This is a genomic window from Stenotrophomonas sp. Marseille-Q5258 (genome assembly GCF_946900935.1).
Lineage (GTDB): Bacteria > Pseudomonadota > Gammaproteobacteria > Xanthomonadales > Xanthomonadaceae > Stenotrophomonas > Stenotrophomonas nematodicola.
The window spans coordinates 63,839-83,640 of the sequence record NZ_CAMPPN010000003.1 but is presented as its reverse complement, the minus strand read 5'-3'; the positions used below and the strand labels follow the sequence as shown (position 1 = coordinate 83,640).

Annotated in this window: 13 protein-coding genes; 6 read left to right on the top strand and 7 right to left on the bottom strand. The window is 69.1% G+C overall.

What is annotated here, in order from left to right; translation table 11 throughout:
* Window positions 1–76: 76 nt before the first annotated feature.
* Genes OC534_RS02630 through OC534_RS02615 form a run of 4 tightly spaced genes read left to right on the top strand, consistent with a single transcriptional unit; the run spans window position 77 to window position 3,881 of the window.
* Window positions 77–847, top strand: coding sequence for a class I SAM-dependent methyltransferase (locus tag OC534_RS02630; RefSeq protein WP_262071321.1), 771 nt, complete (start codon window positions 77–79; stop codon window positions 845–847).
* A gap of 9 nt (window positions 848–856) precedes the next feature.
* Window positions 857–1,912 carry a quinone-dependent dihydroorotate dehydrogenase gene (locus OC534_RS02625; RefSeq protein WP_017357562.1) on the top strand — a complete coding sequence of 352 codons (1,056 nt, stop codon included), beginning with the start codon at window positions 857–859 and terminating at the stop codon, window positions 1,910–1,912.
* An 11-nt stretch (window positions 1,913–1,923) separates the two neighbouring features.
* Window positions 1,924–2,961 (top strand): UDP-N-acetylmuramate dehydrogenase, encoded by a 1,038-nt coding sequence (gene murB, locus OC534_RS02620; protein WP_017357561.1) that lies wholly within the window; start codon window positions 1,924–1,926, stop codon window positions 2,959–2,961.
* Between the two features lie 50 nt (window positions 2,962–3,011).
* Window positions 3,012–3,881, top strand: coding sequence for a DMT family transporter (locus tag OC534_RS02615; RefSeq protein WP_136004147.1), 870 nt, complete (start codon window positions 3,012–3,014; stop codon window positions 3,879–3,881).
* Window positions 3,882–4,015: 134 nt separating this feature from the next.
* Here OC534_RS02615 and OC534_RS02610 read toward each other — a convergent pair whose 3' ends face one another.
* From OC534_RS02610 to OC534_RS02600, 3 genes are all read right to left on the bottom strand, one after another.
* Window positions 4,016–6,208, bottom strand: coding sequence for an ATP-binding protein (locus OC534_RS02610; protein ID WP_262071320.1), 2,193 nt, complete (start codon window positions 6,206–6,208; stop codon window positions 4,016–4,018).
* Window positions 6,205–7,428 carry a hypothetical protein gene (locus OC534_RS02605; RefSeq protein WP_136003830.1) on the bottom strand — a complete coding sequence of 408 codons (1,224 nt, stop codon included), beginning with the start codon at window positions 7,426–7,428 and terminating at the stop codon, window positions 6,205–6,207. The genes OC534_RS02610 and OC534_RS02605 overlap by 4 nt, the downstream gene beginning before the upstream one ends.
* A gap of 81 nt (window positions 7,429–7,509) precedes the next feature.
* A complete protein-coding gene (locus OC534_RS02600) occupies window positions 7,510–8,034 on the bottom strand; it encodes a DUF3592 domain-containing protein (protein ID WP_017356852.1) in 525 nt (174 codons plus the stop codon).
* 224 nt (window positions 8,035–8,258) lie between these two features.
* On the opposite strand from OC534_RS02600, the gene OC534_RS02595 reads away from it, so the two are divergent.
* A complete protein-coding gene (locus OC534_RS02595) occupies window positions 8,259–10,253 on the top strand; it encodes a hypothetical protein (protein WP_262071319.1) in 1,995 nt (664 codons plus the stop codon).
* Window positions 10,254–10,358: 105 nt separating this feature from the next.
* A complete protein-coding gene (locus OC534_RS02590) occupies window positions 10,359–13,478 on the top strand; it encodes a discoidin domain-containing protein (protein WP_262071318.1) in 3,120 nt (1,039 codons plus the stop codon).
* A 54-nt stretch (window positions 13,479–13,532) separates the two neighbouring features.
* On the opposite strand, the gene guaA is transcribed toward OC534_RS02590, so the two are convergent.
* The 4 genes from guaA to OC534_RS02570 form a co-directional block, all read right to left on the bottom strand.
* The gene (gene guaA / locus OC534_RS02585; protein ID WP_262071317.1) at window positions 13,533–15,098 is read right to left on the bottom strand and encodes a glutamine-hydrolyzing GMP synthase; all 1,566 of its coding nucleotides are present in this window, start codon (window positions 15,096–15,098) and stop codon (window positions 13,533–13,535) included.
* Between the two features lie 111 nt (window positions 15,099–15,209).
* The gene (gene guaB, locus OC534_RS02580) at window positions 15,210–16,667 is read right to left on the bottom strand and encodes an IMP dehydrogenase (protein ID WP_136003821.1); all 1,458 of its coding nucleotides are present in this window, start codon (window positions 16,665–16,667) and stop codon (window positions 15,210–15,212) included.
* 225 nt (window positions 16,668–16,892) lie between these two features.
* On the bottom strand, window positions 16,893–17,768 hold the full coding sequence (gene folD / locus OC534_RS02575; protein ID WP_262071316.1) for a bifunctional methylenetetrahydrofolate dehydrogenase/methenyltetrahydrofolate cyclohydrolase FolD: 876 nt from the start codon (window positions 17,766–17,768) through the stop codon (window positions 16,893–16,895).
* Window positions 17,769–17,906: 138 nt separating this feature from the next.
* Window positions 17,907–19,733: a monovalent cation:proton antiporter-2 (CPA2) family protein gene (locus OC534_RS02570; RefSeq protein WP_017355613.1), complete on the bottom strand. Its 1,827-nt coding sequence runs from the start codon at window positions 19,731–19,733 to the stop codon at window positions 17,907–17,909.
* Window positions 19,734–19,802: the final 69 nt, after the last annotated feature.

Genomic DNA, 19,802 nt, shown 5'->3' with positions numbered 1-19,802 from the left:
CTATCATCGTCCCTGGCAGCGCCCCGGGTCTTCGGCGGCCTAGCGCCGCCGGTCGCTCTCCCATGACGAGGTGCCCATGAGCCATTCCGATTCCACCGAACGCTTCAGCAACCGCGTCGCCGACTACGTCCGCTATCGCCCCGACTACCCCCCGGCCCTGCTCGACTGGCTGCACCAGGACATCGGCGTGTCGCCCGATACGCTGGTGGCCGACATCGGCGCAGGCACCGGCATCTCCACGCGCCTGTTCCTGGCTGCCGGCCATCCGGTGATCGCGGTGGAACCCAACGCCGCCATGCGCGCCGCCGCCGAGCAGTGGCTGAGCCGGGACTACCTCCGCCTGAAAGTGGTGGACGGCACCGCCGAAGCCACCACCCTGGCCCGCGACAGCGTCGGCCTGGTCGCCGCCGCGCAGGCGTTTCACTGGTTCGATACCGACGCGGTGCGCCAGGAATGGGCGCGCATCCTGCACCCGGGCGGCCTGGCGCTGGTGTTCTGGAATTCGCGCCTGCTGGACAGCTCGCCGTTCCTGATCGGCTACGAACAACTGCTGCTCGAATTCGGCACCGACTACACCGCCGTGGCCGAGCGCTACCAGGACGACGACACCATGCGCGCCTGGTTCGGCGACGGTCTGCGCGGCATGGCGCGGCTGCCCAACGCCCAATGGCTGGATCTGGAAGGCCTGCGCGGCCGCCTGCTGTCCTCCTCCTATGCACCGCCGGCCGGCCACCCGCGCCACGCGCCGATGCTCGATGCCCTGCAACGCCTGTTCGACGCCCACGCGGTGGATGGACGGGTCGCCTTTGAATACCAAACCCGTGCCTTCATCGGCACGCTGGACTGACTCGATCCCATGTACTCCCTTGCCCGCCCCTTCCTGTTCTCCCTGGACGCCGAACGCGCCCACGGCCTTGGCCTGAGCGCGCTGGAACTGGCCTACCGCACCGGCACCAGTCCGCTGCTGGCCCGCCGCCCCGCGCCCATGCCGACCCCCGCGTTCGGCCTCACGTTCCCCAACCCGGTCGGCCTCGCGGCCGGCCTGGACAAGAACGGCGAGCACATCGACGCGCTGCTGGCGCTGGGCTTCGGCTTCGTCGAGATCGGCACCATCACCCCGCGCGCGCAGGACGGCAATCCGAAACCGCGCCTGTTCCGGCTGCCGAAGCACCAGGCCATCATCAACCGGATGGGCTTCAACAACCTTGGCGTGGACGCGCTGGTGCGCAACGTCGAACGCGCGCAGCGCCGCCACGGGCTGCTCGGCATCAATATCGGCAAGAACAAGGACACCCCCAACGAGCAGGCGTTCGACGATTACCAGCACTGCCTGCAGAAGGTGTATCCGTTGGCCGACTACATCACCGTCAACATTTCCTCGCCCAACACGGCCGGCCTGCGCGAGCTGCAGGAGGAAACCGCGCTGCGGCAGCTGATCTCGCAGTTGCGCGAAAGCCAGGAAAGCCTGGCCGCGCGGCATGGCAAGCGGGTGCCGATGCTGGTCAAGGTCGCCCCGGACCTGAGCGACCGCGACATCGACGCCGCCGCGCGCGTGCTGGGCGAGCTCAAGGTGGACGGCGTGATCGCCACCAACACCACCATCGACCGCAGTGCCGTGGCCGGCGACCCGCGCGCGTCCGAAGCCGGCGGCCTGTCCGGCGCCCCGCTGCTGGGCCAGTCCACGCTGGTGCTGCGGCGCCTGCGCGCGCGCCTGCCAGAATCGATGCCGCTGATCGGTGTAGGCGGCATCCTGTCCGGTGCCGATGCAGTCGCCAAGATGGCGGCCGGCGCGGCGCTGGTGCAGTGCTACAGCGGCCTCATTTTCCGTGGACCGGAGCTGGTGCACGAGTGCGTGGAGGCGATCCGTCGCCGCCGCGAAGCCCCCAGCCGCGGCGCGGTGGCCCCCCTGTGACGAGTGCATCGATGCCGGCCTGGACCCTGACTGAAAACGCCTCCCTGAAGGCCCTGAACACCTTCCATGTCGACGCCGTCGCCGCCCAGCTGCTGGAGGTCGTCGAACCCGCCGTGCTGCCGGAGGTGCTGGGCCTGCCGCAGGTGGCCCGGCAACCGCTGCTGGTCCTCGGCAGCGGCAGCAACGTGCTGATCGCCGGCGACGTGGCCGGCACCGTACTGGTGTTCGGCAACCGCAGCATCGAGATCCTCGAACACCGTGCCGACCACACCGTGGTCCGTGCCGGTGCCGGGGTGAACTGGCATGGCCTGGTGATGTGGTCGTTGCAGCAGGGTCTGTCGGGGCTGGAGAACCTCGCGCTGATCCCCGGCACCGCCGGCGCCAGCCCGATACAGAACATCGGTGCCTATGGTGCACAGGTGGGTGAATTCATCCAGGCCGTCGACGCGTGGGACCGGGTGGAACAGACCTGGGTGCGGCTGGATGCCGAGGCCTGCCGGTTCGGCTACCGCGACAGCGTGTTCAAGCACGAACCGGACCGTTACCTGATCACCGCGATCGAGCTGCGCCTGCCGCTGCTGCACGAACTGCGGCTCGGCTACGCCGGCATCGGCGAGGAAATGCAGGCGATGGGCGTGGAGTTGCCGGTGGCCGCCGATGTGGCCAACGCAGTGATCAACATCCGCCGCCGCAAACTGCCCGACCCGGACGTGCTCGGCAACGCCGGCAGCTTCTTCAAGAACCCGGTGCTGCCGCTGGAGCAGGTGGACGTGCTGTTGCAGCACTACCCCGAACTGCCGGTGTTCCCGGCCGAACAGGACGACCGCCGCAAGGTGTCGGCCGCGTGGATGATCGAGACCTGCGGCTGGAAGGGTTACCGCGACGGCGACGCCGGCGTGGCACCCAGCCATGCGCTGGTGCTGGTCAACTACGGCAATGCCAGCGGCGAGCAGCTGCTGGCACTGGCCCGGCGCATCTCCGCCTCGGTGCTGGAGACCTTCGGCGTGCCCATCGAACCCGAACCCCGGCTGATCGGCGCCCAGTGGTGAGCCCGCCGGTTGCCCTGCACGCGCCCACACCCGCGCGTGCGGCGCTGCTGATGCTCGGCAGTACGCTGGCCTTCGGGCTGATGGCCGTGGCGATCCGCTATGCCACCCGCTACGTGCCCACCCAGGAAGTGGCGTTTTTCCGCAATGCTTTCGGCCTGCTGGCGCTGTTGCCGATGCTGGTGCGCCCGGGCCGGTCGCCGTTGCGGACCCGGCAGTTGCCGCGCTACTTCCTGCGCAGTGCGATCGGCCTGGCGTCGATGCTGTGCGGGTTCTGGGCGATTGGCCACCTGCCGATGTCGCAGGCGATCTCGCTGTCCTACTCCACACCGCTGTTTGTGACCATCGCGGCGGTGCTTTGGCTGGGCGAGACCGTGCGGATACGGCGCTGGGCCGCAGTGATCTGCGGCTTCATCGGCGTGTTGATCATCGTGCGCCCCGGCTCGGCGGGCTTCACGCCCGGCACGCTGGTCGCGGTGGCGGCAGCCGTGCTCAGTTCGCTGGTGGCGATCCAGATCAAGCAGCTTACGCGCGTGGACAGTGCCGATACGGTGGTGTTCTACACGTATGTGTTCTGGGTGCCGTTGTCACTGGTGCCGGCGCTGTTCGTATGGACCTGGCCGACGGGCATGGCCTGGCTGTGGCTGGCGGCCACCGGCGTGATGGGCACCATCGGGCAACTGCTGTGGACGCGGGCGCTGCGGCTGGGCGAGGTTTCCGCGCTGACCCCGATCAGTTTCATGCAGCTGCCGCTGGTGAGCCTGTTCGGCTGGGTGCTGTTCAACGAAACGCTGGACCGCTACACCGTCATCGGTGCCGGCATCATCCTCGCCGCCAATGCCTACATCGCGCATCGCGAAGCGGTGCTGGCGCGCCGCGCCGCCAGCCAGGCGGCCACCTCGGCAGCAACGCCGGGCGAGTGAGGACCGATCAGCGCCCGGCTGCCCGCCAGCGGCGCGCGGCCGCCTCCTCCACCTTGTCTGCCGCGCACGCGACCTGCGCGCTGCACCCATCCGCCGGCAATCAACTGCAGCGTCTCCGGCCACGACGGGGCGCGTCATCCCGTCGCGCCAGCGCCTGCCACGGCCTGCAGCTCCCGTTGAAGCAATGCCGCCACTTCCTCGTGCTGGAACTGGGTGACGAACAACGGGACCGCGAACACGAACTGCACGCCATCGTCGTCGCGCCGGATCACATACGCCAGCTGCAGCCTCGCCAGTGCCCGCCGCAGTTGTTCGGGGTCCACGCCCACGCCGGCCGCGTCGAACACCGCGAGCAACGCCGTCAATGACGTGGCCCGCACACCGCTTGTGGACAGACGCGCACTGGCGAGGTGATAGACCACGATGCGGTCGATCCGGCATGCCAGCGGGTCCGGACTCAACCGCGCCCAGCCGGCCAGCGCATCGAACACCGGCTCCGCCGCGAGTGCGGCATGCAGCTGGGCGGCGTCGATCAGCCGCTGGCCACGCTGCAGCTGGGCCAGCAGCTGCTGGCAGACGATGGCCACCAGATTGGCGCGCCGGCCGCAGGCGACCACGAGTTGCCGCGGCAGATCCGGCTCGGCGAAATGAACGCCCAGGCGTGCCATCGGCACAGTGGCCAGCGCCTGGCACGCGGCGTCTTCCAATCCTCCCAGGTGGATCACCTCGCCGAAGTTGCGCAGCGGCGAGGCGAAGTCCAGCGTGACCGCTTCGTACAGGTCCCAGAAGCCGGCCAGCATAAAATGGCAGCGCCCCTCCTCGCTCAGCGCGCGCAGCGCCGCCAGCTGCGGGTAGCCCGCCTGCGCCTCGTGACGCAGGAACAGGTCGGTCTCGTCGATCAGCAGCAACACCCGCCGCCCTCCCGCGCGTTCGGTCAGTGCCGCCACCAGCGCGTCGATGCCAGTGGCCTCCGGCAGGCCCAGCTCCAGCGCCAGGCGCACGGTCAGACGGTGATCGCGCAGCGACAGATAGCAGCAGGACACGCGGGGATGATCGACGAAGCGGCGCTCGATCGCCTTCATCAGGCTGGTCTTGCCAAGTTGGCGACCACCCACCAGCAGATAGTTGCCCGGCTCGCGGTTGAGCACACGTGCCAGCACCGCCTCGCGCCCGAAGAACGCCGCCGGCCGGGTGATGCCGCCGTGGGTCTGGTAGGGCGAGATACGCGTCGCCTGCAGTTGGCGGGCCAGCAGCGCCACGAGCCCGTCCAGCGCGGCCGGTTGCAGCAGCCAGCGCGTCTGCGCGGCCTGGTCCAGGCACACGCACAGGTTCACCGGATCGTCGGCGTACGCCATCAGCGCCGGCTCCACCGCCAGCGATGGGCTCACCACCAGCACCACGTCCTGTCCATTGGGCATCGCACGCAACTGCCGTACCAGCGCATCGCCGGACAGCGCCGGGTCGGGCAGATACAGCCACAGGCGCTCCAGGGCCAGCGGCAGGGTGGCCGGCAGCGTCCATTCCCGGACCTCGCCGGGCAGCGTCCAGCCGGGTGCGGCGGCATCGACAGCGCCGATCCGCGCGGCCAGTTGTGCGGCACGCTGTACCGCTGCCGCCTCGACATGGCGCAGCGCTTCCCGCCAGCGCACGCCGGCCACGCCGGCATCACCGAGCACCCGCCCGCGAAGGCGCAGCCAGCCCAGTTGCCGGTCCAGCCGGGGCAACTGCTGCAGCGGTTGGGACAGCAGCGCGCGGGGCTCGCGCACGATCGTGGCGACGGCAGGCCGCAGCCGCCACCAGATCACCGCAGCGGCCAGCAGCACGGCCAGGGCCAGACCAAGCAGCAGTGTCAGCCAGTGCACGATCGTCCACGGCGCGCTGGTTTGGCAGTTCGGCGGCAGCCACCGCGTCGGGGGCGACGGGTTACCCGGCTGGCAGCTCCAGTGCTGCGTCTTCGGGTCCAGCCGCTGTTCGATCACCGTCCCGGGCAGGCCGGACCGCGCCGGGAAACGGTCGGTGAAGCGGAAACGCAGCACCCACGGCGCCGGCAGCTCCGCGCGTACGGTCGCCTCGGCGGGATCATGCACGCCCGGCACGCTCACCTGCGCGGGCCACTGCTCGTGCACCCGCCAGTAGCTCAGCGCCTCCTCGCGCAGGAACATCATGTCGATGTTCGCCTGCTGGATGAGCACCAGCGAGTCGCGGTCGCGCTGCATCCGCCAGGCCGCCCAGGGGTTGAGCCACGGCGCGAACAGCAGGCTGACCAGGAACCAGGTGCCCGCCGCTATCAGCAGCAGGCGCCACAACCGCCATCGGGGCAGGCTCATGCCGGCACATCCTCCAGCGAATCGATCACCTGCCGCACGGCACGGCGGATCGCCCCGCAGCGCCACTCCAGCCAACTGCCCTGCCCCTGCGCCCGCGGGGTCAGCAGGTTGTGCCAGTACAGCTGGCGCAGCAGGGGGTCCACCAGGTACGGCCGCGCGGGCGCGATCTGCTCACGCGGCAGCCAGCTGCCGATGGCCGCACGTGCCGCGCCATCACGCAGCAACGGCAGCAGCGCGTCCCACAGGCGCGGGTGGCCCGACAACTGCTCTTCCAGCGCCGCATCCGTGAGCGGCACGGCGGAATCGGCCAGCAGCGCCACTGCCGCCTGGGCCAACAGCGGATGCCCACCGGAGATCTGCAGCGCGCGGGCGAGCACGGTATCCGGCAGCGCGGCGCTGGCGCGGCGCAGATCGGCCACGCTCAACTCCGGCCAGGTCTCGGTGGCGGCAATGTTGAGCAGCGAGAGGTCGCCGCCCTGATACTTGAGATCGGCCAGCGCCGCCCCGCCGCAGATCAGCAGGTGCAGCTTGCCGCTGTACATTTCGCTCAGACTGCGCAGGATGCCTGCCAGCACGTCGCGTGGGCCGGGGGCGCCCTGCTCGAAGCGGCTGACCAGGCAGAACAGCGCGCCGGGCTGCTGCAGGCGCTGCGCCAGCGCCGCCTCGAAACCGGCATCCGTGCTGACGCCCTCCAGCCCGCATTGCGCGGCCAGCGAGGCGAAATAGTCCTGGTCGCCCTCACCGGCGCGGAACGGTGGCTGCAGGTGCAGCACCCGCCCGCTGCCGTAGCGTGCCGCCGCTTCGGCCAGCATCGCCGCGCGTTCGGGTGGCTGGCCCCAGTGCGCCTGGGTCAGCAGCAGGGCCACCGGATACGGTCGCAGTTGTTGCAGGCGATCGAACAGTCCCACCACCGTCGCGGGAATCTGCACCGCAGGCAGCGCGATGGCCGCCGCGTCCGCGCTGCTGGCCCCTTCCGCCGGAAACTCCGGCTCGAAGCCCGCCGCCTGCAGCAGGCCGTTGCTCTCCGCTTCGGTCAACCGGAGGTAGTTGGCGCAGGCCAGCACGCGGTCGCGGTGGCGGCGGCTGGGCAACGATGCGCCCGAGCGCCAGTTGTTCACTGCCTCGCGGCTGATGCCGATCTCGCTGGCCACGCCACCGGCGCTGGCCCGGATCCGGCGCATGTGGCGGGACAACAGGTCCGCGAATTCCGGAGCGGGCATGGCGGGTGACCAGAGCGGGAAGGAATCGGCCAACTTACCCGGCCCGGTTTGGCTGTCAACCCGTGCAGTCATGGCCCTGGCTCAACCTGCCGCGGCCGGCGTTGCGTGGCGTACGAACAGGCGGCGGGTCACCAGCAGGTGCACCAGGAACGCGAGGCCGGCCAACATCAGCAGCGCGCCCACCAGGCGCCCCAGCACCGAACCAAGTCCCTGCTGCGCCTGCAGCCGATCCAGTCGTTCGAACCGCGCCGGCTCGGCGCGGGCGTAGGCCACCGTGACCTGCGGCGCATCGCCCAGGTAAGGTGCGGCGTTGTCTTCGCTGGTGGCGAAGTGACCGGTGTACGGCACGCCATCGACATCGAAGGCATAACGGAACTGGTAGGTGTGCGAGACCCGCCCCTTGCGCCGCTTCTCGTCGATGGAGTCCAGCGTGACCGGCGCCTGCACGGTCACCGCATCCTTGAGGATGGCCTGGGCCCGGAAGTGTCCGCCCAAGGCGGAGGAGGCGAACACGGCAACGATCACCACGTAGGCCACGGCGCACAGCCAGCGTGATGCACGCACGAGGCGGGCGTGGGCGGTATCGGACACAGGAATGCTGATCATGACGCTCCCCAGGATCGATCACATCGGATCGGCTACGCCGGCAGCGAGATGCGCCGGCAACGTGAAGAAGTCTGCGCGCGGCGGCGGTACGCGTGAACCCGCGACGTGTCAGGTTGGCGCAGCGCGCGGTTGACGATGCGTCAAGCGGTGGGCGCAGGCGATCGGTTCCTGATCCCGCCGCCCATCTGGCACGATGACCGCCTGCGACAAGGAGCGGTTCAACAATGGGAACCTTCGCCAATGATGTCCGCTACGGCAAACGCGCCGGCCCCAGCCAGCGCGGCTTCGACCGCGCGGCATGGGAGGCTGCGGCAACGCCTGCGTTCGATGACGACGATACCCGTGTGCATCAGGCCGGGCTGTTCTTCGATGTGCTGCTCAGCCAGCTCCGCGCCTGGATCGCGCTGGACGACATCAAGGTCTCCCCTGGCGCCGCCGTCCAGCTGGCCGTCGCGGTCTGCAACCGCAACCTGGCCCAGCTGCAGCGCGACATGGAAGGCACCCGCACGCGTCGGAACGGTGCGCCGGTCATCGACCTTCCGGACCTGCTGGAGCAGAAGCTCCCGTCCGTGCTCGGCGAACTGTTCGCACCCGATGAGCTGATCACCGGCATGGGCGATGGGCTCAGGCACATGCTGCGCCAGCTGATGGCACGCGGCGCCGATACCCGGGGTGACACCTCCTTCAGCGCGGACACCCTCGAGGCCACCGCGACCGAAATCAACAAAGCCATCATCTACCAGTGCGCGGTGGAGTACTGGCACGACTGCGTGGGCAACACGTATGGAGTGAGCGCCGAGCGGGACGGCCTGTTCATCCGCCCGTCCGATGCAGCGCGCGAGACGGCGCGCATCCTGTCGATCTACCGCCGCAACAACCTGTCGCTGCAGTTCGGGCTGCAGATGGCGATGTGGTGGCGCGAACTGGATGCGGCACGGCGGGAGAAGATCAGCCGGATCATCCTGCCCAAGAAGCTGCATGGCGTGGGCAGCATCGAGCGGATCGATCTCGGCAACAACGCACGGGTGCTTGACCTGGCCGCCACAGCGCTCGGCGAGGCACTTGCCGTGCAGCTTGGCTATTACCGCGGCTTCCTGGATGAGCCGCTGCCCCGCTTCAACGGCGTTGCGCTCACCCTGTTGATCGACACCTGGCGCTTCCTGCAGGCGGTCGGGACGCTGATGAATGACGGGCTGCTCAGGATGCGCGGGGAGATCGACACGGCGCATTGCGCGCCCTCGATTCCCCTTCGGGTCCTGGTGCCCAGTGTGGCCCGTTCGCTGGGCATCGCGCCGGCACAGGCGCAGCTTGCGCTGGACGCGTTGACGTTCGACGGCTCGCCCACACGCGACCTCTGGTGCCAGCCGCTGGTCCGGATCGGCGATGCGGTGGTTCTCATGCTGCCCTGCATCCTGTCGGCGCGTCTGCTGCGCATTGTGGAGGGATGGATGCGCCAGGGCGGCCTCCAACTCGACCGACGCGGAACGCCGTTCGAGGTGTATTGCCGCAAGGAACTGAAGGAGGCCGCTGCCGCGTGCCCGCTCGTCGGCTGCGCCACGGTGCTGGACAGTGCCGTCACGTTTACCCCGCCCGGCGGCCGCAGCGAGGAGATCGACATCGTGGCCGTGATCGGGCGCAACATCCTTATCCTCGAGGCCAAGTGCATCCTCTGGCCCGACGATGCGCTGCAGTTCACCAACTACCATGACACCGTGGCTGGTGCGACCGCCCAGATCGAGCGCAAGCGTACCGCCGTCGTCGCGCACCTGGAGGCATTCAGACAATGCCTGCGCGACAAGGGCTGCGCGATTCCCGACGATGCCTTCGTCACCGCCTGCGTGCTGACCAATTCGCCGGTGTACGCCGGGTTCCCGATCGACGGGGTTCCCGTGGTGGATACCGCGATGATCTGCCACTACCTTGCCAACCGTTACACCAAGGCCGAGATGTTTGAAGCAGGCCGCTCGGTGCATCGACACGACCTGACCTTCTACGACACCGTCGAGCAGGCCGCCGACCGGTTGTACGGGCAGCTGGCCTCGCCCGTGGAGCTTTCCGATATCCGCCAGTACGTCACCACACGCGCCGTGCAGTTTCCGCTGCAGCATTCGCTGTACGGGCCCGTCTTCCACCAGACCTACGAGGTGGTGCTGGACCGCGACGCGATGCAGCAGCGCTACGGGCCGGCGTTGGCGGAGGCCGAGCCGGCTGGCACATAGCCGGCGCTGAAGGAGGATATTGCGACGCGTCATGTAAACGATTACAGCCCCTGCTAGCGTGACCCTGCCCCAGTGCCGGGGCGTCGCGGAACCAGGAGCGCATCGATGGGGCTGCCCACCACCCGCCGGACCGATCTGCCCCACCCCGCCGCCGGCATTGCGCGCGCGCTGCTGGTTCCCGCCCTGGCCTTCGCCACGACCGCCATCGGCCAAGGCCTGCCGCCGCGCAGCCAGTGGCAGGCCAGCAGTTCCTCGCAGCAGGTCCCGGCGATGGCGGTGGCCCATCTCATCGATGGCGACGCGAAGACCGTCACCGGCGGCGCCTTCAGCCCGGGCCACTGGTTCCAGGTGGACCTCGGCGCGACCAGCACGCTGAGCGGCGCACGACTCACCTGGGATGTCTCAAACCCCGAGGGCTACACCCTGCAGACGTCGCTGGACGGCACGCAGTGGCAGCCTGCCTACACCATGCGCGATTCGCTGGGCGGCATCGAAACGCTGTACTTCGCGCCCCGCCCGGCACGTTACCTGCGCCTGGCCAGTCCCAAGCGTACCGCCGACTGGGGCGTGTCGATCTTCGAGCTGGAGCCCCTCGATGCACGCGCGAGTGCGCGGGTGGCCGGCCTCTCCCCCGACGAGGCCGCCGCCTTATGGCAGGGCGGTGGTGCCGTCGCCGTGCCCGCAGGCGCGGCCGGTACGCACGCGCTGGCGATCGCCCTGCCGCGCGCCGAGTCGACCACCGGCCTGGCCGTGGACTGGGCCGGCGCGCACGGTGCGGCACGCCTGGACGCGCGCGATGCGCAGGGCCGGTGGCACGAGATCGCGCGGGACCCCCACGCCGGCAGCCGCGTGCAGAGCTTGCTGGCCGGCACAGCGCCGCTGACGGCCACCGCACTGCGGCTCACCGTAGAGGGCGATGCACCCGGCGTGGATCGCCTCCGCCTGCTCGGCCCGGCCGCGGTGATGACCCCGATGAAGCGCTACCAGATCGCCGCCAGCGGGGCGCAGCGTGCCCTTTTCCCAGCCTCGCTGCACCGGCAGCAGACCTATTGGACCGCCGTCGGCGTGCACGCCGGACGGCAGAAATCGATCTTCGACGAGTACGGCAACATCGAAGCCTTCAAGGGCGCGCCGTTGGTGCAGCCGATCTGGCGCAACGCCGACGGCCACACTGCCGGTGCGGCGGACAAGCCGGTGACACATGCGCTGCGCGACGGCTGGAAGCCGATGCCGTCCGCGCGCTGGATGCCACAGCCGGGTCTGGAGCTGCAGAGCGAGGCCTTCGCGATCGCGCTCGATGGCCAACCGGTCACCTTCGTCCGGCATCGTCTGCGCAACACCGGCAGCACGCCGGTGGACGGCACATTGACGCTGGCGGTACGGCCGATGCAGATGAACCCACCGTGGCAGAACGGTGGCCTGTCGCCGATCCGCTCGATTGCGATCGACGGCCGCGCGGTGCGCGTCAACGGCCGCCCGCTGCTGCACTCGCTGACCGCCATCGATGCCGCAGGCGCCGCGCCGTTCGGCGTCGATGGCAGCAGCGAGATCACCACCGCCATCGCCACCGGCCGCCTGCCTGCCCAGCAGCAGGCGCAGGATGCCGATGGCCTGGCCGCCGCCGCGCTGGCCTACCGCATCCAGATCGCGCCGGGCGCCAGCCGTTCGGTGGTGGTCGCCTTTCCGCTCGGCACCGCCGCTGCGGCCGCTGATGGCACGCTGCCACCGGCGCCCGCGCCAGCGCTGGGTGATGCACCGCGCGATCCGGACGCCGCCTACGGGATGTTCGCCAACCGCGCCGCCGCCGACTGGCAGGCGCGCCTGGGCCAGGTGGGACTGCGCCTGCCCGATCCATCGCTGGTGGACATGCTGCGCGCGCAGGCCGCCTACATGCTGATCAACCAGACCGGCCCTGCGATGCAGCCCGGGCCGCGCAACTACAACCGCTCCTTCATCCGCGACGGCATGGCGACCTCGGCCGTGCTGCTGCGCATGGGCGAGGCCGGGGTCGCACGCGACTACCTGGCCTGGTACAGCGACCACGGCGTCCACCCCAACGGGCTGGTCTCGCCGATCCTCAACGCCGATGGCAGCGTCAACACGGGCTTCGGCTCGGACATCGAGTACGACAGCCAGGGCCAGTACGTCGCACTGGTCGCCGATGTCGCCCGTCTCGATGGCGGTCCTGAATCGGTGCGCGCGTATCTGCCCAAGGTGAAGGCGGCGCTGCGCTTCCTGCAGGAACTGCGCGAGCGCACCCTGGTGCCGGGCTACATGGCAGGCCAGCCGGCGCCGGAACGCTTCGCCGGCATCCTCGCACCATCAATCAGCCATGAGGGCTACCCCTCGCCCACCCACAGCTACTGGGATGACTACTGGGGCCTGAAAGGCTGGCACGACGGCGCATGGCTGGCCGAATCGCTGGGCGACCACGACACCGCCGCCTGGGCCCGCGCCCAGTACACCGCGCTGCACGATGCGCTGGCTGCGTCGATCCGCGCCACGATGGCGTGGAAAGGCATCGACTTCATTCCCTCCTCGGCCGACCTCGGCGATGGCGATCCCACCGGCGTGTCGATCGCCCTCGATCCCACCGGCGCGCAGGACGTGCTGCCGCCCACGGCGTTGCGCACCACCTTCGCGCGCTACCTGGATGACGTGCGCAAGCGCACGCAGCCCGGCGCACTGTACGCCTACACGCCCTACGAAATCCGCAACGTGCTCAGCTACGTCCACCTCGACCAGCCCGCCGCCGCCGAGGAACTGCTGCAGGGTCTGCTGCGCGACCGCCGCCCGCTGGAATGGCAGGTGCTGGCCGAAGTGGTGCACTCACGGCAGCGGTTCCCACGCTACCTGGGCGACATGCCACACACCTGGATCGGCGCGGAGTACGGCCGCACGCTGTTCGGCATGCTGATGCGCGAGGACGACGACGCGCTGTCGCTGCTGCCTGGCACGCCACCGGCCTGGGTGGCTGGCGAAGGGCTCGCCATCGACCGCCTGCCCACCGCCTACGGCACCCTGCAGTTGCAGGCGCGGCAGCGCGACGGTGCCCTGCGCCTCACCCTCGGACCCGGCCTGCGCGGCGATACCGCCGTGCGCGTGTGGTGGCCAACGCGCACGCGCCCGACCCACGTGCGCGTGGATGGACGCACGGTGAGCGATTACGACGCCAACGGCGTGCGCCTGCAGCAGCCGTTCCGCACACTCGAGGCGCGCTGGTAGACGCGGCAGCGCTGCGCCGCGCGCGGGCGCCGCGCGGCGCCCTTGTCAGTCAACTCATTCCCACTCGATCGTCGCCGGCGGCTTCCCGGAGATGTCATAGACCACGCGCGACACCCCGCGCAGCTCATTGATGATGCGGTTGCTCACGGTGCCCAGGAAGTCATACGGCAGGTGCGCCCAGTGCGCGGTCATGAAATCGATGGTCTCCACCGCACGCAGCGCGATCACCCACTCATACGCACGCGCATCGCCCACCACGCCCACCGATTTCACCGGCAGGAACACCGCGAAGGCCTGGCTGGTCTTGTCGTACAGGTCGGCCTTGCGCAGTTCATCGATGAAGATCGCATCGGCCTTGGCCAGCAGCTCGGCGTATTCGCGCTTCACTTCGCCAAGAATGCGCACGCCCAGACCCGGGCCCGGGAACGGGTGGCGGTACACCATGCTGCGCGGCAGGCCGAGTTCGACACCGAGGCGACGCACTTCGTCCTTGAACAGCTCGCGCAGCGGCTCGACCAGGCCCAGCTTCATGTGCTCGGGCAGGCCGCCCACGTTGTGGTGGCTCTTGATGACGTGGGCCTTGCCGGTCTTGCTGCCGGCCGACTCGATCACGTCCGGGTAGATGGTGCCCTGCGCCAGCCACTTGGCATTGCTCAGCTTGTTGGACTCTTCATCGAAGATGTCCACGAACAGGTTGCCGATGATCTTGCGCTTGGCTTCCGGATCGCTCACGCCGTCGAGCTTGCTGAAGTAGCGGTCCGCCGCGTTGACGCGGATCACCTTGACGCCCATGTGCTCGGCGAACATCGCCATCACCTGGTCGCCTTCCTGCCAGCGCAGCAGGCCGGTATCGACGAAGACGCAGGTCAGCTTGTCGCCGATGGCCTTGTGCAGCAGCGCGGCCACGACGGACGAATCGACGCCGCCGGACAGGCCCAGGATCACTTCATCGTCGCCCACCTGTTCGCGCACGCGGGCGATCTGGTCGTCGATGATGTTGGCGGCGGTCCACAGGGTCTGGCAGCCGCACACGTCCACCACGAAGCGGCGCAGCAGCGCCTGGCCCTGCAGGGTGTGGGTCACTTCCGGGTGGAACTGCACGCCGTACCAGCGCTTCTCTTCGTTGGCCATCGCGGCCACCGGGATGCGATCGGTCACGGCCGTCACAGTGAACCCCGGGGGCGCAACGGAGACGTGGTCGCCGTGGCTCATCCAGACGTTCAACTTCGGCTCGCCGCCGTGGTCGCTCAGGCCCTTGAACAGCGCGTCGGGGTGCACGACGTTGACTTCGGCATGGCCGAACTCGCGCTGGTCGGCCGCTTCGGTGGCGCCACCGAGCTGGGCGGCCAGGGTCTGCATGCCGTAGCAGATGCCGAAGATCGGCAGGCCGCTGTCGAACACTTCCTGCGGTGCGGCGGGCGCGCCCGGCAGCGTGGTCGATTCCGGGCCACCGGACAGGATGATGCCCTTGGCACCGAACGCGGCGATCTCGGCCGGGTTGTGGTCCCACGCCCAGATTTCACAGTACACGCCGAGCTCGCGGATACGGCGCGCGATCAGCTGGGTGTACTGCGCGCCGAAATCGAGGATGAGGATCTTGTCGTTATGGATGTTGGTCATGGCGCCCGGGCAATGCAGGAGGGAGTACGGAAAACGAAACGGTGGTACCGGCGGCGGATAGAGAAAGAGGAACGGGAATCAGCTTCCTCGTTCCTCTTTGCGCGTACCGCATCAGGCGCGGTAGTTCGGCGGCTCTTTGGTGATCTGCACGTCGTGGACGTGGCTCTCGCGCTGGCCGGCGCCGCTGATCTTGACGAACTTCGGCTTGCTGCGCATGTCTTCGACCGTGCCGCAGCCCACGTAGCCCATCGTGGCGCGCAGGCCACCCATCAACTGGTGGATGATGCCGCCGACCGGACCGCGGTACGGCACGCGGCCTTCGATGCCTTCCGGCACCAGCTTGTCGGCGCTGGAGGCGTCCTGGAAGTAACGGTCCTTAGACCCCTTCTCCATCGCGGCCAGCGAGCCCATGCCGCGGTAGCTCTTGTACGAGCGGCCCTGGAACAGCTCGGTCTCGCCGGGCGATTCCTCGGTACCGGCGAGCAGGCCGCCGATCATGATGGTCGAGGCGCCGGCAGCCAGTGCCTTGCCAATGTCGCCCGAGTAGCGGATGCCGCCATCGGCGATCAGCGGGATGCGGTCCTGCAGCGCTTCGGCGACCAGGTCGATCGCGGTGATCTGCGGCACGCCGACACCGGCGACCACGCGCGTGGTGCAGATCGAGCCCGGGCCGATGCCGACCTTGACCGCGTCAGCGCCGCTGTCCAGCAGCGCCAGCGCGGCTTCGCCGGTGCAGATGTTGCCGCCGACGACCTGTACGTTCGGGAAGTTCTTCTTGACCCAGCGCACGCGGTCCAGCACGCCCTGCGAGTGGCCGTGCGCGGTGTCCACCACCAGCACGTCCACGCCGGCGGCGACCAGCGCTTCGACACGGCGATCGGTATCGCCGCCGACGCCGACCGCGGCACCGACCAGCAGACGGGTCGCGGTGTCCTTGGCGGCGTTGGGGTAGTCGGTGTTCTTCTGGATGTCCTTGACGGTGATCAGCCCGCGCAGGGCGAAATCATCGTTGACCACCAGGATCTTCTCGATGCGGTTGCGGTGCAGCAACTGCAGCACTTCGTCCGACGCGGCGCCTTCCTTGACCGTGATCAGTCGATCCTTCTTGGTCATGATGTGGCGGACCGGGTCGTCCAGCTCGGTCTCGAAGCGCATGTCGCGATGGGTGACGATACCCACCAGCTGGCCACCGCCATCCACCACCGGCACGCCGGAAATGTTGCGCGCCTGGGTCAGCGCCAGCACGTCGCGGATGGTGGTTTCCGGGCCGACGGTGATCGGGTCGCGGATGACGCCGGCCTCGAACTTCTTGACCTGGGCCACTTCGGCGGCCTGCTGTTCGACGGTCAGGTTCTTGTGGATGATCCCCATGCCGCCGAGCTGGGCCATCGCGATGGCGAGGCGGGCTTCGGTGACGGTGTCCATCGCTGCCGAGAGGATCGGGAGCTTCAGCCGCAGGTCGCGGGTCAGCCGCGTTTCGAGGCTGACATCCTTGGGCAGGATCGTGGAGTGTGCGGGGACGAGCGAGACGTCGTCGTAAGTGAGTGCTTCAGCCTGGATGCGCAGCATCGGCATACCCGAGATGTGGGGAAGCGCGACATTTTACCCTGATTCTGGCCCGATGGGCAGGGGGCGGATGCGACGCAGTGTCGCGCCCGCGAACAGCGTTCACGTAGTGCCGGGCGGGCCCGGCCGACGTTTGCAGGGGTCCCTCAGCCGGGCAGAGCCCGGCTCTACGGGGCGGGGTTTCGTGCAGCCGGGCAGAGCCCGGCTGCACGGGTGCCGCCGTCCGGATCAGAAGGCTTCTGCCGCCTCGATGGTGTTCTGCATCAGGGTGGCGACGGTCATCGGCCCCACGCCGCCCGGGACCGGGGTGATCCAGCTGGCGCGCTGGGCAGCGGCCTCGAAGCCGACGTCACCGACCAGGCGGCCGTCGTCCAGGCGGTTGATGCCCACGTCGATGACCACTGCGCCCGGCTTGACCCACTCGCCTGGCACGATGCCCGGGCGGCCCACCGCCACCACCAGGATGTCGGCATTGCGCACGGACTGCTCCAGCACGTCCTTGGGAGTGAACTTGTGGCAACTCGTGACGGTGCAGCCGGCGATCAGCAGCTCCAGCCCCATCGGGCGGCCAACGTGGTTGCTGACGCCCACGATGGTGGCGTTGCGGCCGCGCACCGGCTGGTCGGTATGGCCCAGCAGCGTCGTGATGCCCCGCGGGGTGCACGGGCGCAGGCCGAACTCGCGCAGGGCCAGGTGGCCGACGTTTTCCGGGTGGAAACCGTCCACGTCCTTGCGCGGGTCGATGCGGTGGATCAGGCGGCTGGCATCGGGGATGCCCGGCAGCGGCAGCTGCACCAGGATGCCGTGGATCTTCGGATCGGCGTTGAGCTGGTCGATCAGGGTCAGCAGCTGGGCTTCGGTGGTCCCGGCCGGCAGGTCGTAGTCGAACGCCTCGATGCCGACCTTCTCGGCGGCCCGGCGCTTGTTGCGCACGTACACGGTCGAGGCCGGGTCGCCCCCGACCAGCACCACCGCCAGGCCGGGCCGGCTGCCACCGGCGGCCAGGCGCGCGTCCACGCGCACCTTCAGGCTGTCCAGCAGGTCTTCGGCGATGCGGCGTCCGTCCAGGATGCGGGCGGAATGGCGGGGGGCGGAATCGTTCATCGAATGCGGGGGCATGGCGGCGGCGGGGAACGTATTGTCCCTGATTTGCCCGGATCGCGTCGCCCAGCCGCCGGCCGGCTCCGCAACACCACCGATTGTCCCGGAAGTCGCCCATCGGCCGGCACTACGCATCGCGCGTCATTCCTCTTCGGGTACCTCGTCCGCATTGAGGGTGCGTGCCTTGCGCCTGGGCGCGGTGAACGGGGTCGGCGTGGGCACGCCGGGCAGCGCGGTACCGAACACCATGTGCGCGCCGGCGCGCAGGTCGCCACCGGCCATCTCCAGCTCGAAACGCTCGGCGTCGCGCTGACGGATCTGCTCGGCGATGTCGCGCGCGTCATCTTCCTCCGCGCCCAGCTCGACCAGCGCGGCCTGGCCGAACAGCAGCGCCGATTCGAAGGTCTCACGGATCTGGAAGTCCACGCCGGCATGGATCAGCCGCAGCGAATGCTCACGGTCAAACGACCGCACCAGCAGCTTGGCCTGCGGGAACTGGTGGGCCACCAGCTCGACGATGCGGTCCGCGTCCTGCGCACTGTTCACGCACACCGCAATGGCACGCGCGGTGGCCGCGCCGGAGGCGTGCAGCACATCCAGGCGGGTGCCGTCGCCGTAGTAGATTTTGAAGCCGAAACGCTCTGCGTTGTGGATCATGTCCACATCGTTGTCGATGATGGTCACGTCCACGTCGCGCGCCAGCAGCGACTGGCTGGCCACCTGGCCGAAGCGGCCAAAGCCGATCAGCAGCACGCTGCCGGACAGGCCGTCGGCCGCTTCCACGCCGTCCAGCGACACCGCACGGGCCGGCATCAGCGTGTCGTGCAGCAGCACGAACAACGGGGTGAGCGCCATCGACAGCACCACGATCGCGGTGAGGTTGGCGTTGACCTCCACGCCGATCACGCCGGCAGCCGCGGCGGCCGAGAACAGCACGAACGCGAACTCGCCGCCCTGCGCCATCACCACGCCACGATCCAGCGCCTGGTGGTGGTCGCTGCCCAGGATGCGCGCCACGGTGTAGATGCACACTGCCTTGGCCAGCATCAAGGCGAGCACGCCGGAGAGGATCAGCGGCCAGTTGTTGGCCACCACGGTCAGGTCCAGCGCCATGCCCACGCTGAGGAAGAACAGGCCCAGCAGAATGCCGCGGAACGGCTCGATGTCCGCCTCGATCTGATGACGGAAAGTGGATTCGCTGAGCAGCACGCCGGCCAGGAACGCGCCCATCGCCATCGACAATCCGCCCAGCTGCATCAGCAGCGCGGCGCCCAGCACCACCAGCAATGCGGCGGCGGTCATGACTTCGCGCGCCTTGGCGGCGGCCAGGATGCGGAACAGCGGATTGAGCAGGAACCGCCCTACCAGCACCAGGCCAACGATGGCACCGGCAGCGATGCCGACGCTGACCCAGCGCGACGCACCGCCCACCTCGGCATGCACCGGCGCCATCAAGGCGACCACGGCCAGCAACGGCACGATCAGCAGGTCTTCGAACAGCAGGATCGACACGATCTTCTGGCCCGACGGCAGCGCGATGTCTCCACGTTCGGCCAGCAACTGCATCACCACCGCGGTCGAGGTCAGCACGAAGCCGGCTGCACCGATGAACGCCACCGGCAGCGGGAAGCCGAACAGCATGCAGACGCCGGTGAGCACCGCGCCGCAGACCACGATCTGCAGGGTGCCCAAGCCGAAGATTTCCTTGCGCAGACTCCACAGGTGCGACGGCCGCATTTCCAGGCCGATCACGAACAGGAACATCACCACGCCCAGTTCGGCGGTATGCAGGATCGCCTGCGGATCGGAGAACCAGCCAAACCCGAACGGACCGATCGCCAGACCGGCGGCGAAGTACCCCAGCACCGAACCCAGCCCGAGCCGGCGGAACAGCGGCACCATCACCACCGCCGCGCCAAGCAGCGCGACCACTTTTACCAGCTCACTGGCCCCTGCTTCCACCGCCATGCGGATGTTCCCCGGACTACCTAGATGCCCCCACGATAGGGCAAAGCGTTTGCACGCAATAGCGCGCGG